Raw genomic sequence first — 14,882 nt, 5'->3', positions numbered from 1 at the left:
TCGCGTGTGCGAAACGGCGTAACGCCCTGGACCATGACCGCCCCGCCGCCGCGCCGACCGCTGATCCTGGCCTCCGTCATGGTCGCGCTGTTCATGGTCTCCATCGAGTCCACCATTGTCTCCACGGCCATGCCGCAGATCGCGGGTCGGCTGGGGGACCTGCACCTCTACTCCTGGGTCTTCGCGGCCTTCCTGCTGACGCAGACGGCAATGACGGTGGTGTTCGGCAAGCTGGCGGACATCTACGGGCGGCGGCCGGTGATGCTGGCGGGGATCGGGATCTTCCTCGTGGGGTCGCTGCTCTGCGGGCTGGCCTGGTCCATCCCCTCGCTCATCGTCTTCCGGCTGGTGCAGGGGATCGGGGCGGGGGCGGTGCTGCCGGTGGCGCAGACGGTGGTAGGCGACCTCTACTCCGCGCAGGAGCGGGGGAAGGTGCAGGGCTGGCTGGCGAGCGTCTGGGGGCTCTCCTCCGTGCTCGGGCCGCTGGCGGGCGGCATCATCGTGGAGCGGGCGAGCTGGCCCTGGATCTTCTGGATCAACCTGCCGATCGGCGTCCTCGCGGCGATCGGCTTCGCGCGCTTCCTGCGGGAGACGGTGGTGCGGGAGCGGCGCCCGGTGGACGTGGTGGGGGCGGCGCTGCTCACGCTGACGGTCGCCGCGCTGATGGCGGCGGTGACGGATCCCGGCACCCCCCTCTCGCTCGTCTCCGCGGCGGTGTTCCTGCCGGCGCTGGCGGGGTTCCTGTGGTGGGAGAGGCGGGCGGCGGACCCGGTGCTGGACATCGCGCTCTGGGCGCGGCAGGCGATCGCGACGAACAACCTCGTCGTCTTCCTCGGCGGGGCGGCGCTGATCGGGCTGACCACCTTCCTGCCGATGTATGTGCAGGGCGTGCTCGGCCGCTCCGCCCTCACGGCCGGTTTCGCGCTGACGATGACGGTGCTGGGCTGGCCGGTGGGCGCGGCGGTCGGCGCGCGCTCCTTCGGCCGGCTGGGGCTGCGGGGGTGCCTGCTGCTGGGGGCCGCGCTGATGCCGGTGGGGGCGGTGGCCTTCGTGCTGCTCGGCCCCGGCTCCTCCCCCGTGCTGGCGGGGGCGGGGTCCTTCGTGATCGGGCTGGGGATGGGGTTCCTGAACACCGCGGCGGTGGTGATGGTGCAGGAGGTGGTGGGCTGGTCCCAGCGCGGGTCGGCCACGGCCTCCGCCATCTTCTCCCGCAACCTCGGCAGCGCGCTGGGGGCGGCGGTGCTGGGCGGGGTGCTGAACCTCAGCCTCTCGCGCAGCTTGGCCGGGGGGATGGAGTCCGAGTCCCTGCGGCGCCTGCTGGAGGGCGGGGGCGGCGCCGTGGCGGATGCGGCGGTGCGGACCGCGCTGGACGGGGCGCTGCACCTGACCTTCTGGGCCGTGCTCGCGCTCTCGCTGGGCTGCCTGGTGGTGGGCTTCCTGGTGCCGCCGGTGGTCATGCGGCCGCGGGTGCCGGTGGCGGCGCCGGCCGACTGAGCGGGGCTTCGATGGGCGCGGAGCAGACGATGCCCCGCCTCCGCCCTGGGGGTGGACGCGCCTTGGCGCGTGGGCTTCCGCCGGTGCTTCACCCCCTTCGGTCTGGAAAGTGTTTCATCCATGGGGTGGATAGGAACTATCCGTCTCCTCAAGTGGACCGCACGGGCGCGGCGGCGCATATCGGCGCCAGAAGACGACGACACGACGCCGCCGCCATCCACTGAAGGCATGATCTGATGTCCAGCTTCCGTACCCTCGCCCTCGCCGCCGCCCTGATCGGCTCCGTCGCCGCCCCCGCCCTCGCCGCCAGCAACGCCCTGCCGGGTTCCGTGGCGTCGCCGGCCTGGAGTGCGGCCGATGCCGGCCGCACGCCGCTGGCGAGCAACGCCACCGGTCCCGGCCAGACCCTGCTGGAGCTGAACGGCGCCACCGGCGGCGGTGGCCAGCACAGCTGACCTGCCGCGCCGCACCGGGCGCAACGAGAGGGGCCGCCGGATCATCCGGCGGCCCTTTCTGCTGAGTGTCCGGTCGGAACCGGGAGGGACCGCGGCATTGACGCGCCGGGTCCCCGCCCGGATATCCCGCCCCCGGTCGGGGACAGGGCTGCCAGCACATGACGGGTTCGGACGCCTCGGGCCGCCTCTCCTACGGGCTCGCCGCGCTGATGGGGCTGGCGGCCGTGCTCGGGCTGGTGGGCGCGGAGGTGGTGGCCGGCACGGGCGGGCTGTGGCGGCACACCGGCACGGATCAATCGCAGAACCTGTCCGGCCACCTCGCCTTCCAGGCGGATGCCTGGCGCTGGCCGCTGCTGTTCACGCAGCAGCTCTTCTGGCCCCAGGGGCTGAGCGCGGCGATGACGGACAGCAACCCGCTGGTGTCCCTGCTGGGCAAGGCGGTGGCAGCGCCCCTGGCGGGGCATCCGGTGAACCTCCTCGGCGCCTGGATCGGGGCGTGCTGGCTGCTGCAGCCCGTGGCGGCGGTCTACGCGCTGCGGGGCTTCGGGGTGCCCGCCGGGTGGCGCGGCGTGGCGGCGGCCGGGGCGGCGGGGGCGCTCGCGCTGCTCTGGCCGGCGATGCTGTTCCGGCTCGGGCATGTGAACCTGCTCGGGCACTTCCTGCTGCTGGCGGCATTGGCGCTGGCCGCGCGGGCGGTGCTGCGGCCGGCACGGCTGCCCTTCCTGCCCTCGGTGGCGGTGCTGACGCTGGCGATCCTGACGCACCCCTACAACTTCCTCTTCGCGGCGGCGGTGCTGGCGGCGCCGCTGCTGCGCCGGCACCCCGGCGGGCGGGCGGGGTGGTGGCGGGAGGCCGGGCGGTTCCTGCCCATCCTGGCCCTGCCTGTCGGGCTGTTCCGGGTGCTGAGCGGGAGCACGGGCGGGGCGGACCGGGGATACGGGTACTACTCCATGGACCTGCTCTCGCCGGTCTGGCCGCAGCTCTCCGGCCTGTTCGGCGGGGCGGTGCTGGACGGGACGGGCGGTGCCTATGAGGGATTCAACTACCTTGGCGCCGGGGCGCTGCTGCTGCTTGCCGTGGCGCTGGCCCTGGGCTGGTGGCGCGGGTGGCGGGCGGGGCTGCCGCTGCTGGTCCTTGGCGCCGGGCTAACGGCGGTAGCGGTGACGCCGCGGGCCTATGCGGGCGGGGTGCTGGTGCTGCCGCTGCCCGCCTGGCCCTGGGACCAGGTGTTCGGGATCGTCCGCGCCTCCGGCCGGGCCTTCTGGCCGGTGGGCTACATGCTGCTACTGGCGCCTCTGGCCTGGCTGGCGCGGCGGCTGCCGATGCGGGCGCTGGGGCCGCTGCTGGTCGTGGCGGTGGGGCTGCAGGCGGCGGATGCGTGGCCGCTTCTGCGACAGGCACACCACCGGCTGGCGGAGGGGGAGACGGGGCTGCCGCCCCTGCCGGTCCTGCCGGAGGGGATGGTGCTGTTCCGCACCGCGCCGGTCTGCCCGGCGCCGGGACCGGCCTCCTCCGTCGTCGAACGGGCGCGGTTGCAGGCGGTGCGGCAGGGGGCGGCGCTGGCCGACATCCGCGCCTCTCGCCAGCCGCGCTGGTTCAACTGCGAGTCCGGTCTCTCCGACGCCTTGGAGCTGCCGCTGCGCGCGGGCGAGGTGCGGCTGCTGCTGGAGCCAGCGACCGCCGCGCTGCGCCCGGCGGCACTGGGGGACGGAGTGGAGTGCCGCAGCCAGGGCGAGGCGGTGCTCTGCGCGCGCGGGCTGGCGCTGGCCGGGGAGGCGCTGCCGCCCGGCACCACCCTGCCGGAGGCGCGGCTGCCGGAGGCGCTGGGGACGGGGTGGGTGCGGGCGGAGGGGCTCGCTTGGTCCGAGGGGCCGCGGGCGACGCTGCTGTTCCGCAATCCCGGGCCGCCGCGCCGGCTGCGGCTGATGCTGGAGGGGGTGGGGCGCCGCGCGGGCGAGGCGCGGGCGGCGGAGCTGCGGGTGAACGACGCGGAGCCGGTGCCACTCCTCCTGCCGGACCTGGCGGAGACCGTTGTGGAATTGGAGGTTCCCTCCGGGCCGGTGCGGCTGGCCTTCGATCTCTTCCGGCCGGTGGACCCGGGCGCGCGGGGGCTGGCGGCGCCGGTGCGGCGGGCGGGGCTGCGGCTGCGCGGAGTGGAGTAGGGGACGGGTCCGTGGCGCGGGTGGCCCCAAGGGGCGCTGCCCCTTGGAACCCCGCCGGGGAGCCGGCGGGCTCCCCGGACCCCGCGTTCGGGCTGCCGCGGGCGGGGTGATCGAAGGGGTTTCTGACCCGATCGCGACCGTCCGGCGCCGTCGGTCGCCTCGGGGCCACGCCCCGAGGCGTGGGTCAGCGAAGCCGGGACCAAACCGATAGAAAAAGATGATGGTGGGAGGTCCGGAGGGAGGAAGAATTCCTTCTTCCCCCCTCTGGCCACGGCGGGCCGGCGGAAGGCCTGGCCGGTGTCAGTCGTCCGCCCCCGCCCGCTGCAGGACCTCGCGCTTGCCCACGTGGTTGGCCGGACCCACCACGCCGTCGCGCTCCATCTGCTCGATCAGCTTGGCCGCGCGATTGTAGCCGATGTTGAGGTGGCGCTGGACGAAGCTGGTGCTTGCCTTGCCCTCGCGGGAAACCAGCGAGACGGCCTGCTCGTAGAGGCCCTTCTCGCCGCCGTTGGCGCCGGCGTCGAAGACGGGGCCAGAATCCTCGTCCTCGTCGGTTTCCGTGACCTCCTCGATGTAGGCCGGCTCGCCCTGCTCGCGCAGGTACTCCACCACGCGCTCCACCTCCTCGTCGGAGACGAAGGGGCCGTGCACGCGGTTCACGCGGCCGCCGCCGGCCATGTGCAGCATGTCGCCCTGGCCAAGGAGCTGCTCCGCGCCCTGTTCGCCGAGGATGGTGCGGCTGTCGATCTTTGAGGTGACGGCGAAGGAGATGCGGGTGGGGAAGTTGGCCTTGATGGTGCCGGTGATCACGTCCACCGAAGGGCGCTGGGTGGCCATGATGACGTGGATGCCGGCGGCGCGCGCCATCTGCGCCAGGCGCTGCACGGCGGCCTCGATCTCCTTGCCCGCCACGATCATCAGGTCCGCCATCTCGTCGATGACGACGACGATCATGGGCAGGGAGGTGAGGTTCAGCGGCTGCTCCTCGAAGACGGGCTTGCCCGTCTCGGGGTCGAAGCCGGTCTGCACGCGGCGGGTAATCTGCTCGCCGCGCGCGTTGGCGGCCACGACCTTCTCGTTGTAGCCGCCGATGTTGCGGACGCCGAGCTGGGACATCGCCTTGTAGCGGCGCTCCATCTCCCGCACCGTCCACTTCAGCGCGCCGATCGCCTTCGGCGGCTCCGTCACGACGGGCGCCAGCAGGTGCGGGATGCGGTCGTAGACCGAGAGCTCCAGCATCTTCGGGTCGATCATGATGAAGCGGCATTCGTCCGGCCCGAAGCGGTAGAGCAGGGAGAGGATCATCGTGTTGATCCCGACCGACTTGCCCGAGCCGGTGGTGCCGGCGATCAGCAGGTGCGGCATCCGCGCGAGGTCGGCGACCACGGGTGCGCCGCCGATGTCCTTGCCGAGCGCCAGCGGCAGCTTGCCGGGGTTCCGCGCCCAGTCCTCCGCCTCCATCATCTCGGAGAAGACGACCATCTCGCGCTTCACGTTCGGCAGCTCGATGCCGATCACGTTGCGGCCGGGGACGGTGGCGATGCGGACGGCCAGCACGGACATGCTGCGGGCGATGTCGTCCGCCAGGCCGATGACGCGGGCGGACTTCGTGCCCGGCGCCGGCTCCAGCTCGTAGAGCGTCACCACCGGGCCGGGGCGGATGTCGGCGATGCGGCCGCGCACGCCGTAATCCTCCAGCACGGATTCCAGCATCCGCGCGTTCTCCTCCAGCGCCTCGCGGGAGGGACCGGTCTCGCGGCGCGGCGGGGCGGGGGCGAGGAGGGAAAGGGGCGGCAAGCGGAACTTGCCGTCGTCGCCCTTCTTCACCGTCTCCCCGATCGGCAGGCGGCGGGGCGGCAGCACGCGGTCGGCGATGCGCGGCCCGCTGTCGCTGGCCCCATCCTCCCTGGCCCTGTCCTCCTTGGCCCCGTCCCCCCTCGTCCCGGCCTGATCCAACGTGCGCTCCGCGACGGTTTCCGCCGCGGGCTTCGGGGCGCGGCGAGGGGCGGGGCGCGGGCCCGGCGGCTCCTCGGCGGCTGCGTCGGCCGCGCGGAGCAGCTGGGAGAGCTGGGGGGAGGGCTCCTGCCGCCGCCGGATCATCCCGGCCAGGGATTCGCCGAAGCGGCCCGGCGCGCCGATGACGCGGGCCAGCAGGCCGGGGCGCGCTTCCGGCTCCCCGTCGTGGAGCCGGGCGCGGGCCATGCGGGCCTCCGCCGCGCGGGCGCGCGCCTGGGAGCGGCGGCGCAGGATGTTGCCGGCCAGGCCGTGGCTGCGCCGCGCCGCGGCCCCGCCGGCGCGGCGCCATGAGGAGAGCGGGACCGCGAGCGCGAGCACCACCGCCACGACGGCCAGGGCCGCGAGGGCGGAGTTGCCCATCACCGAGCCCAGGGGACCGAAGATGGCGCCGATCGTCTCGTCCACCGCGTCCCGCATCAGCGGCCCGACCGCCCCGCCGGCCGTGCCGCCCGGGAAGGGCGCGGGCAGGGGGGTGACGGAGAGGACGGCCGCCAGAAGCGGCAGCCCCGCCAGCAGCGCCGCCACACGCAGGGGGAAGGGCGAGAGGCCGCGATGGGTGGAGAGGCGCAGCGCCCAGGTGAGGAGGCAGGCGGCCGGCAGCAGCCCCGCCCAGCCGAAGCCCTGCAGCAGCACGTCCGACACCATGGCGCCGAAGGGGCCCGCGAGGTTGGTCGGCGCGCGGCTGGTGGCGGTGGAGAGGGAGGGATCGCCCGGGTTGTGGCTGGCCAGCGCCACCAGCACTGCCAGCCCCAGCAGCCCGGCGATCATGCCCAGGAGCTGCGCGCCCCGCCGCGTGAGGGCCGCCCGCACGGCGGGTGAGGCGAAGCGGCGGATGCCCGCGGGCGTGCCGAAGGGGTTCATGCCGGAAGGGTGGACGCCGGCCGGGGCCTCGATCGGAGCGGCGGAGGCGGATCGGCTGGCGCGCGGCATGGTTTTCCCGGTGGAGTTTGAGGAACCGGGGGAAGGCTACACGACAAGCCCTTGGTTTTGGGGCCACAGGCGAACAAAAAAGGCCCACAAAAAAGACCCGGGGGAGTTTCCTCCCCCGGGCCCGGAGCGGGGCCAGGCCCGGCTCAGTAGCGGTACAGCTCGGCCTTGAAGGGGCCCTGCTGCGGCACGCCGATGTAGTCGGCCTGCTGCTGGGAGAGCTTCGTCAGCTTCGCGCCCACCTTCTCCAGGTGCAGGAAGGCCACCTTCTCATCCAGGTGCTTCGGCAGGGTGTAGACCTGGTTGCCGTAGGCCGCGCCGTTCGTCCACAGCTCGATCTGCGCCAGGGTCTGGTTGGTGAAGCTGGCGGACATCACAAAGCTCGGGTGGCCCGTGGCGTTGCCAAGGTTCACCAGCCGGCCCTCGGAGAGGAGGGTGATCTTCTTGTTGTCGGGGAAGCGGATCTCGTCGACCTGCGGCTTGATGTTCGTCCACTGCAGGTTGCGGAGCGCCGAGACCTGGATCTCGCTGTCGAAGTGGCCGATGTTGCAGACCACGGCGCGGTTCTTCATGGCGCGCATGTGGTCGATGGTAATGATGTCCACGTTGCCCGTGGCGGTGACGAAGATGTCGGCCTGCGGCGCGGCATCCTCCATCGTCACCACCTCGTAGCCCTCCATCGCGGCCTGCAGCGCGCAGATTGGGTCGATCTCCGTCACCATCACGCGGCAGCCGGCGTTGCGGAGGGAGGCGGCGGAGCCCTTGCCGACATCGCCGAAGCCGGCGACCACGGCGACCTTGCCGGCCATCATCAGGTCCGTGCCGCGGCGGATCGCGTCCACCAGGCTCTCACGGCAGCCGTAGAGGTTGTCGAACTTCGACTTGGTGACGCTGTCGTTCACGTTGATGGCGGGGAAGAGGAGCTTGCCCTCCTTCGCCATGGAGTAGAGGCGGTGAACGCCCGTCGTCGTCTCCTCCGACACGCCCTTGAGGGAGGCGGCGAGCTTGGCGAACCAGCCCGGCTTCTCCGACAGCGTGCGCTTGATGAGGGCGAAGAAGACGGTCTCCTCCTCGTTCGTCGCGCCGTCGAGGAAGGCGGTGTCGCCCTTCTCCGCGCGCAGGCCGTAGTGGACGAGCAGCGTCATGTCGCCGCCATCGTCCAGCAACAAGTTCGGCTCGCCGCCGTCCGCCCACTCCAGCGTGCGGCGCACGTAGTTCCAGTAGTCCTCCAGGCTCTCGCCCTTGATGGCGAAGACCGGGGTGCCGGTGGCGGCGATGGCGGCAGCGGCGTGGTCCTGCGTGGAGAAAATGTTGCAGGAGGACCAGCGCACGTCGGCGCCGAGCGCCTTCAGCGTCTCGATCAGCACGGCGGTCTGGATCGTCATGTGCAGGCAGCCCGCGATGCGGGCGCCCTTCAGCACCTGGGCCTCGCCGTACTCGCGGCGGGTCGCCATCAGGCCGGGCATCTCGTCCTCGGCCATCTCGATCTCCTTGCGGCCCCACTGGGCCAGGGAGAGGTCGGCGACGACGTAGTCGGTCTTCGGGGGCAGGGTGTCGGGCATGTCGGGGGCCTTCCGGTATCGGGAAGGCGCCTAACACAGGGGGCCGAGGATCGCCAGACCCATCGGCGATATAATGATATATTGATGTGAGGTCTTCGTCTCCTTGCCCGCCGCCCTGAACGGCCTCTCGCTTCCGCCCCGATTTTCATTGCTTTCATGGAACATATGGCCCCCTAGTCAGACCCAGAAGTCCTTGCCGAAGAGGTGCCGTGATGGGTGCAGCAGGGTGTTGCCAGCCTGAGTCGGCCGTCGCGGCCCAGGCTTCCCACGCAGCCCGCCCGTAGGACAGCGCCGTGGCGGGATCCGAAATCCTCGAGGTCGCGATCGGCCTCGTCTTCATCTTCCTGATCGCCAGCCTCGTCGCCTCGACTATCCGGGAGACGATCGAGGCCTGGTTGAAGACGCGCGCCGTGCATCTGGAGCGCGGCTTACGCCAGCTCCTTGTCGATCCGAAGGGAACGGGGGTCACGAAGGAACTCTTCGATCATCCTCTCCTCTTTGGCCTCTTTCCCGGACAGTACGAGCCGGGGAAGCAACTGACAGGCTTCAAGATGCGGGCGCCTGCCAGCCTGTTGAGGCGGCTTCTCTCTCTGACACCCAAACCCGACGCGCAGGCGCCGGACCAGCGGCTGGCCTACAGTTCGAACCTGCCGAACTACATTCCCTCCCGGAACTTCGCGCTCGCTCTCATGGACCTCGTCTCGAACAGCGGATCGGAGGGCAAGTCGTCGGCCGCGCCGCTCAGCCTCGAATCCATCAGGGCCGGTGCCATGGCGCTGCCCGAGGGGACGATCCGGCAGGCTATGGTCGTGGCGCTGGCGGAGGCCGGGAACGACATCGACCGCGCGCGGGCGAGCATCGAGGCCTGGTTCGACGGGAACATGGATCGCGTCTCCGGCTGGTACAAGCGCGAGACGCAGTGGATCCTTCTTGTCATCGGCCTCGTCATCGCCGCGTTCCTCAACGTCGACGCGCTCCGCATCGCCCACGATCTCTCGGTCAACAACAAGCTGCGCCAGGACGTGGTCGCGCAGGCTGTGAGGACCAACGCCGAGTTCAAGGACAACCCTGCGCTGCGGATGACTGAGGAGCAGCTGCGCGGTCAGCTCACCGGCCTCTCCGAGGTGATCGGCTGGGCCCGCCTCTCCCGTGCTGCCGAAGCGAAGATCGCAGCAAAGGAGCGGGCGCGCCGCGAGGCCTGCGGAAACCTGCCACTGCCGAACGGGAGTGACAACCGGCGGACCACCTGCGAGGAGGCCCACCCGGTGCCGAGCCACTTCGGACTGATCCTGCCGCACATTCCCGGCCGCATCCCAGGCTGGATCATCACCGCCCTCGCCATCTCGCTCGGCGCGCCCTTCTGGTTCGATCTGCTGAACAAGTTCATGGTCATCCGCTCGACCGTCAAACCCTATGAGAAGAGTCCATCCGAAGGGTCGGAGGACCGCGCGGGCGCTGCATCACCCGCCGCGCAACTTGCGCCGAGGCATGGGGCTGGCAGCCAGTCCCAGGGTGCCGGTCAGGCGGCGGCTCCGCCCACTCCGGCCCTGGTCCGCCTGCGGCTTGCCATCGATGCCCACGGCATCGACCTCAGCTCGCTCGTCGTGACGAGCAATGGTGAGAAGGTTGCCGTGATGAGCGAGAACGACGTCGCGCTCGCCGAGGTTCCCCTGCACGTGGGGGAGAGCAACAGCGTCCTCGCCGAGGCCAAGCCCGATGACGGCACAACGACGCTGCGGCGCTGGACGAAGGTGATCGTCCCGACACTCAACTCCGAGGCGGAACCCATGCTGGCAAAGCTCGTCTAGGACCACGGCGATGCGGGACATCTTCCAGGGCGACGCCCGGCCACTCTCGACGGCCGGACTCACCGCGGCCGCCACGGCGCTCGGCATCGGGGACGACTGCCCTCTCTGGGCCCTTCTTGCTGTCGAGACGCGCGGCTTCGGCTTCCTGCCGGACCGCCGTCCGCAGATCCTGTTCGAGCGCCACATCTTCCACAACCGCACGGATGGCCGGTTTAGCGCCGCCAACCCCGATATCAGCAACGCGTCGAGCGGCGGCTACGCCGGCGGAGCAATGGAGTACCAGCGCCTCAAGCGGGCCATGGTGCTGGATCGCAAGGCCGCGCTGGAGAGTGCCTCCTGGGGGCTGGGGCAGGTGATGGGGTTCAACGCCACCAGCCTGCGGTACGCCTCGGTGGACGCCATGATAGAGGCCTTCATGGAGAGCGAGGACAGGCAGCTGGACGGAAGTGTCCGCTTTATCCTCTCGAAGCCGCCGTTGCTGCACGCCTTGCAGAACAACGAGTGGACGAAGGTGGCCTTCTTCTACAACGGCGCGAATTTCGCCGCGAACAACTACCACATTCGTCTGGACAACGCCTTCAAGGCCTGCGGCGGCGCCGGGAGGCCGGACATCCAGGTTCGGACCGCGCAGGCCTACCTGACCTTCCTTGGCTTCAATCCCAAAGGAGTGGACGGCCAGCTCGGCCCCGGCACGAGAGCCGCGATCCGTGCCTACCGGAAACGGCACAACGAAAGGATCGGCGCAGAGAGGGCCGGCGCAGTGCCGCTGGACACCTCAACGGACGAGCTGGACGCGCCGACGAGCAAGGCCCTTGCCGCGGAGATCGAGGCCATGATCGTTGCCGCCTGAGGGCAGAAGCGCGGCAAAATCTCGCCCTCTCAGAGTCAGGCCTGTCCGACCGTCTCCCCACCGCGCTCCCGCAGCAGCGTCCGCAGGTTGCGGATCACCGGGAAGACCTCCTGGTTCCAGTCCTCGCCCTGCGCGTCGTGGGCGGCCTGCTCCATCTCCACAATCTCCCGGTCCTCCTTGAAGATGCGTTCCGTGAAGACGATCAGGATCGGCCAGCCCGCTTCCAGCAGCCCGGGGATCTTCGGCCGCTTGATGGAGAGCAGGCCGAAGGTGCGGTTGCGCCTCTGCTCCGCATCCGTCGGCACGTAGGCAATCCAGAGGTCCATCACCGGGTCGTCGTCCCCGGTCTGGATCCGGAGGGTCTGATACGGGTACTCCGTGCGGATCGTCATCAGGTCCTTCTGCGCGGTGGAGGCCTCCGTCCCCACCGCCCGGCGCTCCCCGAAGATCGCCGCCTCCGCCCAGGGCTGCTTCCCGCCGACGCGGGAGAAGGTGTAGCGCGCCTCGACGAAATCCTCGCCCTTGGCCCCGCCCATGTAGCGCGGGACCATGTTCCCCATCTGCTTCCGGTGCAGGAACTGATGGTTCATGTCCATCAGGTTCTCGTGCATGAAGCTGTAGTGGCAGGCCACTTCCCGCCCGAAGCGCCGCGTCTTGTAGGCGGGGTTGGCGACGGAGCCGAGGCCGGGCAGCGGCACCGTCTCCGCCAGGGCCGGGTCGCCGGGGAAGACGAGGATCAGCCCCTCCACCTCGCGGCAGGGATAGGCGCGCACCCCGTTGGGCAGCTTGCCCTTGCCGAGATAGGGCACGTCCGTGCACTGGCCGGATTGGTCATAGGCCCAGCCGTGGTAGCCGCAGCGGATCGCGCAGCCCTCCACCACGCCCCTGCTCAGCAGCACCTGCCGGTGGGCGCAGCGGTCCTCCAGCGCGAAGACCGGGCCCTGCTTCGGCCGCACCAGCACGATGGGGTCGCCCGCGAAGCGCACGGCCAGCGCCTTGCCGGGCTTCAGCTCCGTGGACCAGGCCAGGGGGTACCAGTGGTCCCGGTGCACGCCGACGCGGCGCAGGTCCCGCCCCGTGTCGCGCCCGTTGCGGGCCTCGGGAGGGGCCGACACAAGCTGATCCATGGAACCTCGCTCACCCGGCCGGGGCGCCCCGGCGGCCATGGCCCGGAGATTGGCACGGACCGCGCCCCGAGTCAGGACAGAGGGGGGTCAGGACAGGGGGTCGTCAGGGCAGGGGTGGTCAGGCCGCCCGGGTCAGCCCTTCTCGCCCGGCACGAACTCCATCACCAGTTCCTGGATCCGCTTCGGGTCGCTCTGCTCCATCACCCGGCGGGCGAAGCGGGCGCAGTCGTCCACGTTCAGGCTGCGGACCATCTGCTTCACGCGCGGGATGGCGCTGGCGTTCATCGACAGGCTGCGCAGGCCCAGCCCCATCAGCAGGGGCACCAGGCGGGGGTTCCCCGCCATCTCGCCGCAGACGGAGACCGGCATCCGCAGGCGCAGCGCCGCTTCGGTGGCGAACTGGATCAGCCGAAGCACCGCGGGGTGCAGGGGATCGTAGAGGTGGGAGACCTCCACCTCCGCCCGGTCCACCGCCAGCGTGTACATGGCGAGGTCGTTGGTGCCGATGGCGAAGAAGTCCGCCTCCAGCGCGATGGCGTCGGCGGCCAGGGCCGCACCGGGCGTCTCGATCATCGCGCCCAGCGCCGGCAGCTTCTCCGGCAGGGTCACGCCGCGGCGGCGCACGCGCTTGACCACGCGGTCGTAGATCTCCCGCGCCTCGCGCACCTCCTCGGGGATTGTCACCATCGGCAGCAGCACGCGCACGGGGCCGAGCGAGGAGACGCGCAGGATGGCCGCGAACTGGACCTCCAGCAGCTCCGGCCGGCGCAGCAGCATGCGGATGCCGCGCAGGCCGAGCGCCGGGTTCGGGCCGGCGTGGAAGGGCTCCACCCCTTCCGCCAGCGCCTCCATGTCCTTCTCGCCGCCCCAGTCCAGCACGCGGATGGTCACGCCCGCGCCGTCGGTGCCCTCCACGATCTGGCGATAGGCCTCGTAGTGGGCCTCCTCGTCCGGCAGGCCCTGGCGGTTCATGAACAGGAACTCGGTGCGCAGCAGGCCGATCCCGGCGGCGCCGGCCTGGGCGATCAGCGGCAGCTCCGCCGGGATCTCCAGGTTGGCCTGGAGCTCCATCTCCTCGCCGTCGGTGGTGACGGAGGGCAGGCGGCGCAGCTTGCCCAGCCGCGTCCGCTCCTTCGCGTAGGCCGCGATCCCGTGGCGACCCTCGGCCACCGCCTCCCTGCCCGGGCGCAGCACGATGGTGCCCGCGCGACCGTCCAGCACCGCCTGGTCGCCGCGCGCCAGCGCGTTGGTCAGGCCGGGGAGCCCCAGCACGCTGGGGATGCCGAGCGCGCGCAGCATGATGGCGGTGTGGCCGTCCGCGCCGCCCTCCTCCGTCGCCACGCCGGCGATGCGGGAGGGATCGAGCAGCGCGGCGTCGGCCGGGGTCAGCTCCTCGGCGACGAGGATCGAGCCCTCCGGCACCTCCTTGAAGGAGCGAAAGCCGGACTGGGTGAGGTTGCGGGTCAGGCGGCGCGCGATCTCGTGCACCTCGCCGGCGCGGCGGCGCAGCCCGGCCTTGTCGTCGTCCTTGGCGGCGAGGATGGCGCCCGCGATCGCGTCCGCCTCGTCGCTCACCGCCGTCTCGGCGGAGAGCAGCTCCGCCTCGATCCGCTTGCGCGCCCCGCGGATCAGCCGGCTCTCGCCGAGCATCATCGCGTAGGCGTCCAGCAGCGGCTCCAGCTCCTCCTGCGCCTCCTCGGGCAGGATCGCCAGCCGGGCCTTCAGCTTGCCCACCTGCTTGCGGGAGGTGGCGACGGCGGCCGTCAGCCGGCCCCGCTCCTCCTCCACCTTCGCCTCCCTGATGGCGCGGCGGGGGGCGGCGGCCGGGGCGGCGTCCACGTCGAAGACCGGGCCGATGGCGACGCCGGGGGAGATGGCGATCCCCTTGATCGTCAGCTCGCGCGCGCGCCGCCCGGCCTTGCGCGCCTCGGCCGCCTTCAGCTCGGCGGCCTTCTCAGGAGTCTTCTCGGCATTCTTCTCGGGGGACTTCTCGGCGGCCCTGGCATCGGCGGGCTTGCCGTCGCGCGCCTCCCCGGACTTCCCGTCCGTCGGGCGCGATGCGGCAGGTCCGTCCGACTTCATGCATTCCTCCGTCCCGGCCTCCTGCCGGGATGGCCGCGCCGCCCGCTTCGCTGGAGGGGGCGGTGCGGCGTCAGTCCTCGTGGAAGCCAGCCTCGATGAGCGCGGCCACCTCGTCCAGGGCCTCGCGGGCATCCCAGCCCTCGGCTTCCAGCACGACCGTGGCGCCCTTGCCGGCGCCGAGCATCATCAGCCCCATGATGGAGCAGGCCGGCACCGTCTGCCCCTCATGCGAGACCGACAGGCAGGAGCAGTGCTTCTCCGCCAGCGTCACCAGCTTGGCGGCGGCGCGCGCGTGCAGGCCGCGCTGGTTGCGGATCACGAGGCTGCGTCGAAGCGGCATGGGGGCGCCCTCCGGCTTCGGTGCGGTCGTGGAGGCGGTGTCGAGGCCCATGGTCTTCT

At 71.6% G+C, this 14,882-nt stretch carries 10 protein-coding genes; 5 read left to right on the top strand and 5 right to left on the bottom strand.

Annotated elements, in window-relative coordinates:
- The first annotated feature begins 33 nt into the window (after positions 1-33).
- The 3 genes from VQH23_RS03355 to VQH23_RS03345 all read left to right on the top strand — a co-directional run bounded on the left by VQH23_RS03355 (position 34) and on the right by VQH23_RS03345 (position 4,111).
- A complete protein-coding gene (locus tag VQH23_RS03355) occupies positions 34-1,494 on the top strand; it encodes an MDR family MFS transporter (RefSeq protein WP_338664202.1) in 1,461 nt (486 codons plus the stop codon).
- Positions 1,495-1,730: 236 nt separating this feature from the next.
- The gene (locus VQH23_RS03350) at positions 1,731-1,949 is read left to right on the top strand and encodes a hypothetical protein (RefSeq protein WP_338664201.1); all 219 of its coding nucleotides are present in this window, start codon (positions 1,731-1,733) and stop codon (positions 1,947-1,949) included.
- A gap of 158 nt (positions 1,950-2,107) precedes the next feature.
- Positions 2,108-4,111, top strand: coding sequence for a DUF6311 domain-containing protein (locus VQH23_RS03345; RefSeq protein WP_338664200.1), 2,004 nt, complete (start codon positions 2,108-2,110; stop codon positions 4,109-4,111).
- A gap of 300 nt (positions 4,112-4,411) precedes the next feature.
- Here VQH23_RS03345 and VQH23_RS03340 read toward each other — a convergent pair whose 3' ends face one another.
- Complete coding sequence (locus VQH23_RS03340) at positions 4,412-7,057, bottom strand: DNA translocase FtsK 4TM domain-containing protein (RefSeq protein WP_338664198.1); 2,646 nt, start codon at positions 7,055-7,057, stop codon at positions 4,412-4,414.
- 143 nt (positions 7,058-7,200) lie between these two features.
- On the bottom strand, positions 7,201-8,616 hold the full coding sequence (gene ahcY, locus VQH23_RS03335) for an adenosylhomocysteinase (RefSeq protein ID WP_338664197.1): 1,416 nt from the start codon (positions 8,614-8,616) through the stop codon (positions 7,201-7,203).
- Between the two features lie 293 nt (positions 8,617-8,909).
- Between ahcY and VQH23_RS03330 the strand changes: the two genes are divergently transcribed.
- Together VQH23_RS03330 and VQH23_RS03325 are read left to right on the top strand one after the other, a co-directional pair.
- Complete coding sequence (locus VQH23_RS03330; protein WP_338664196.1) at positions 8,910-10,424, top strand: hypothetical protein; 1,515 nt, start codon at positions 8,910-8,912, stop codon at positions 10,422-10,424.
- A 10-nt stretch (positions 10,425-10,434) separates the two neighbouring features.
- On the top strand, positions 10,435-11,274 hold the full coding sequence (locus tag VQH23_RS03325; protein WP_338664195.1) for an N-acetylmuramidase domain-containing protein: 840 nt from the start codon (positions 10,435-10,437) through the stop codon (positions 11,272-11,274).
- 35 nt (positions 11,275-11,309) lie between these two features.
- On the opposite strand, the gene VQH23_RS03320 is transcribed toward VQH23_RS03325, so the two are convergent.
- The 3 genes from VQH23_RS03320 to VQH23_RS03310 form a co-directional block, all read right to left on the bottom strand.
- The gene (locus VQH23_RS03320; protein WP_338664194.1) at positions 11,310-12,401 is read right to left on the bottom strand and encodes an aromatic ring-hydroxylating dioxygenase subunit alpha; all 1,092 of its coding nucleotides are present in this window, start codon (positions 12,399-12,401) and stop codon (positions 11,310-11,312) included.
- 132 nt (positions 12,402-12,533) lie between these two features.
- Complete coding sequence (ptsP, locus tag VQH23_RS03315; protein WP_338664193.1) at positions 12,534-14,483, bottom strand: phosphoenolpyruvate--protein phosphotransferase; 1,950 nt, start codon at positions 14,481-14,483, stop codon at positions 12,534-12,536.
- Positions 14,484-14,553: 70 nt separating this feature from the next.
- Positions 14,554-14,874: an HPr family phosphocarrier protein gene (locus tag VQH23_RS03310; RefSeq protein ID WP_338664192.1), complete on the bottom strand. Its 321-nt coding sequence runs from the start codon at positions 14,872-14,874 to the stop codon at positions 14,554-14,556.
- Positions 14,875-14,882 lie beyond the last annotated feature (8 nt).

Origin of the sequence: Pararoseomonas sp. SCSIO 73927 (genome assembly GCF_037040815.1) — a bacterium.
GTDB lineage: Bacteria > Pseudomonadota > Alphaproteobacteria > Acetobacterales > Acetobacteraceae > Roseomonas.
This window is presented reverse-complemented; position numbering and strand designations above follow the sequence as displayed.

What these genes read in the sequence shown, in the direction of transcription:
- ptsP (WP_338664193.1), bottom strand. Translation starts at nt 14,483, where the DNA reads ATGAAGTCGGACGGACCTGCCGCATCGCGCCCGACGGACGGGAAGTCC.
- VQH23_RS03325 (WP_338664195.1), top strand. Translation starts at nt 10,435, where the DNA reads ATGCGGGACATCTTCCAGGGCGACGCCCGGCCACTCTCGACGGCCGGA.
- VQH23_RS03340 (WP_338664198.1), bottom strand. Translation starts at nt 7,057, where the DNA reads ATGCCGCGCGCCAGCCGATCCGCCTCCGCCGCTCCGATCGAGGCCCCG.
- VQH23_RS03355 (WP_338664202.1), top strand. Translation starts at nt 34, where the DNA reads ATGACCGCCCCGCCGCCGCGCCGACCGCTGATCCTGGCCTCCGTCATG.
- ahcY (WP_338664197.1), bottom strand. Translation starts at nt 8,616, where the DNA reads ATGCCCGACACCCTGCCCCCGAAGACCGACTACGTCGTCGCCGACCTC.
- VQH23_RS03345 (WP_338664200.1), top strand. Translation starts at nt 2,108, where the DNA reads ATGACGGGTTCGGACGCCTCGGGCCGCCTCTCCTACGGGCTCGCCGCG.
- VQH23_RS03350 (WP_338664201.1), top strand. Translation starts at nt 1,731, where the DNA reads ATGTCCAGCTTCCGTACCCTCGCCCTCGCCGCCGCCCTGATCGGCTCC.
- VQH23_RS03320 (WP_338664194.1), bottom strand. Translation starts at nt 12,401, where the DNA reads ATGGATCAGCTTGTGTCGGCCCCTCCCGAGGCCCGCAACGGGCGCGAC.
- VQH23_RS03310 (WP_338664192.1), bottom strand. Translation starts at nt 14,874, where the DNA reads ATGGGCCTCGACACCGCCTCCACGACCGCACCGAAGCCGGAGGGCGCC.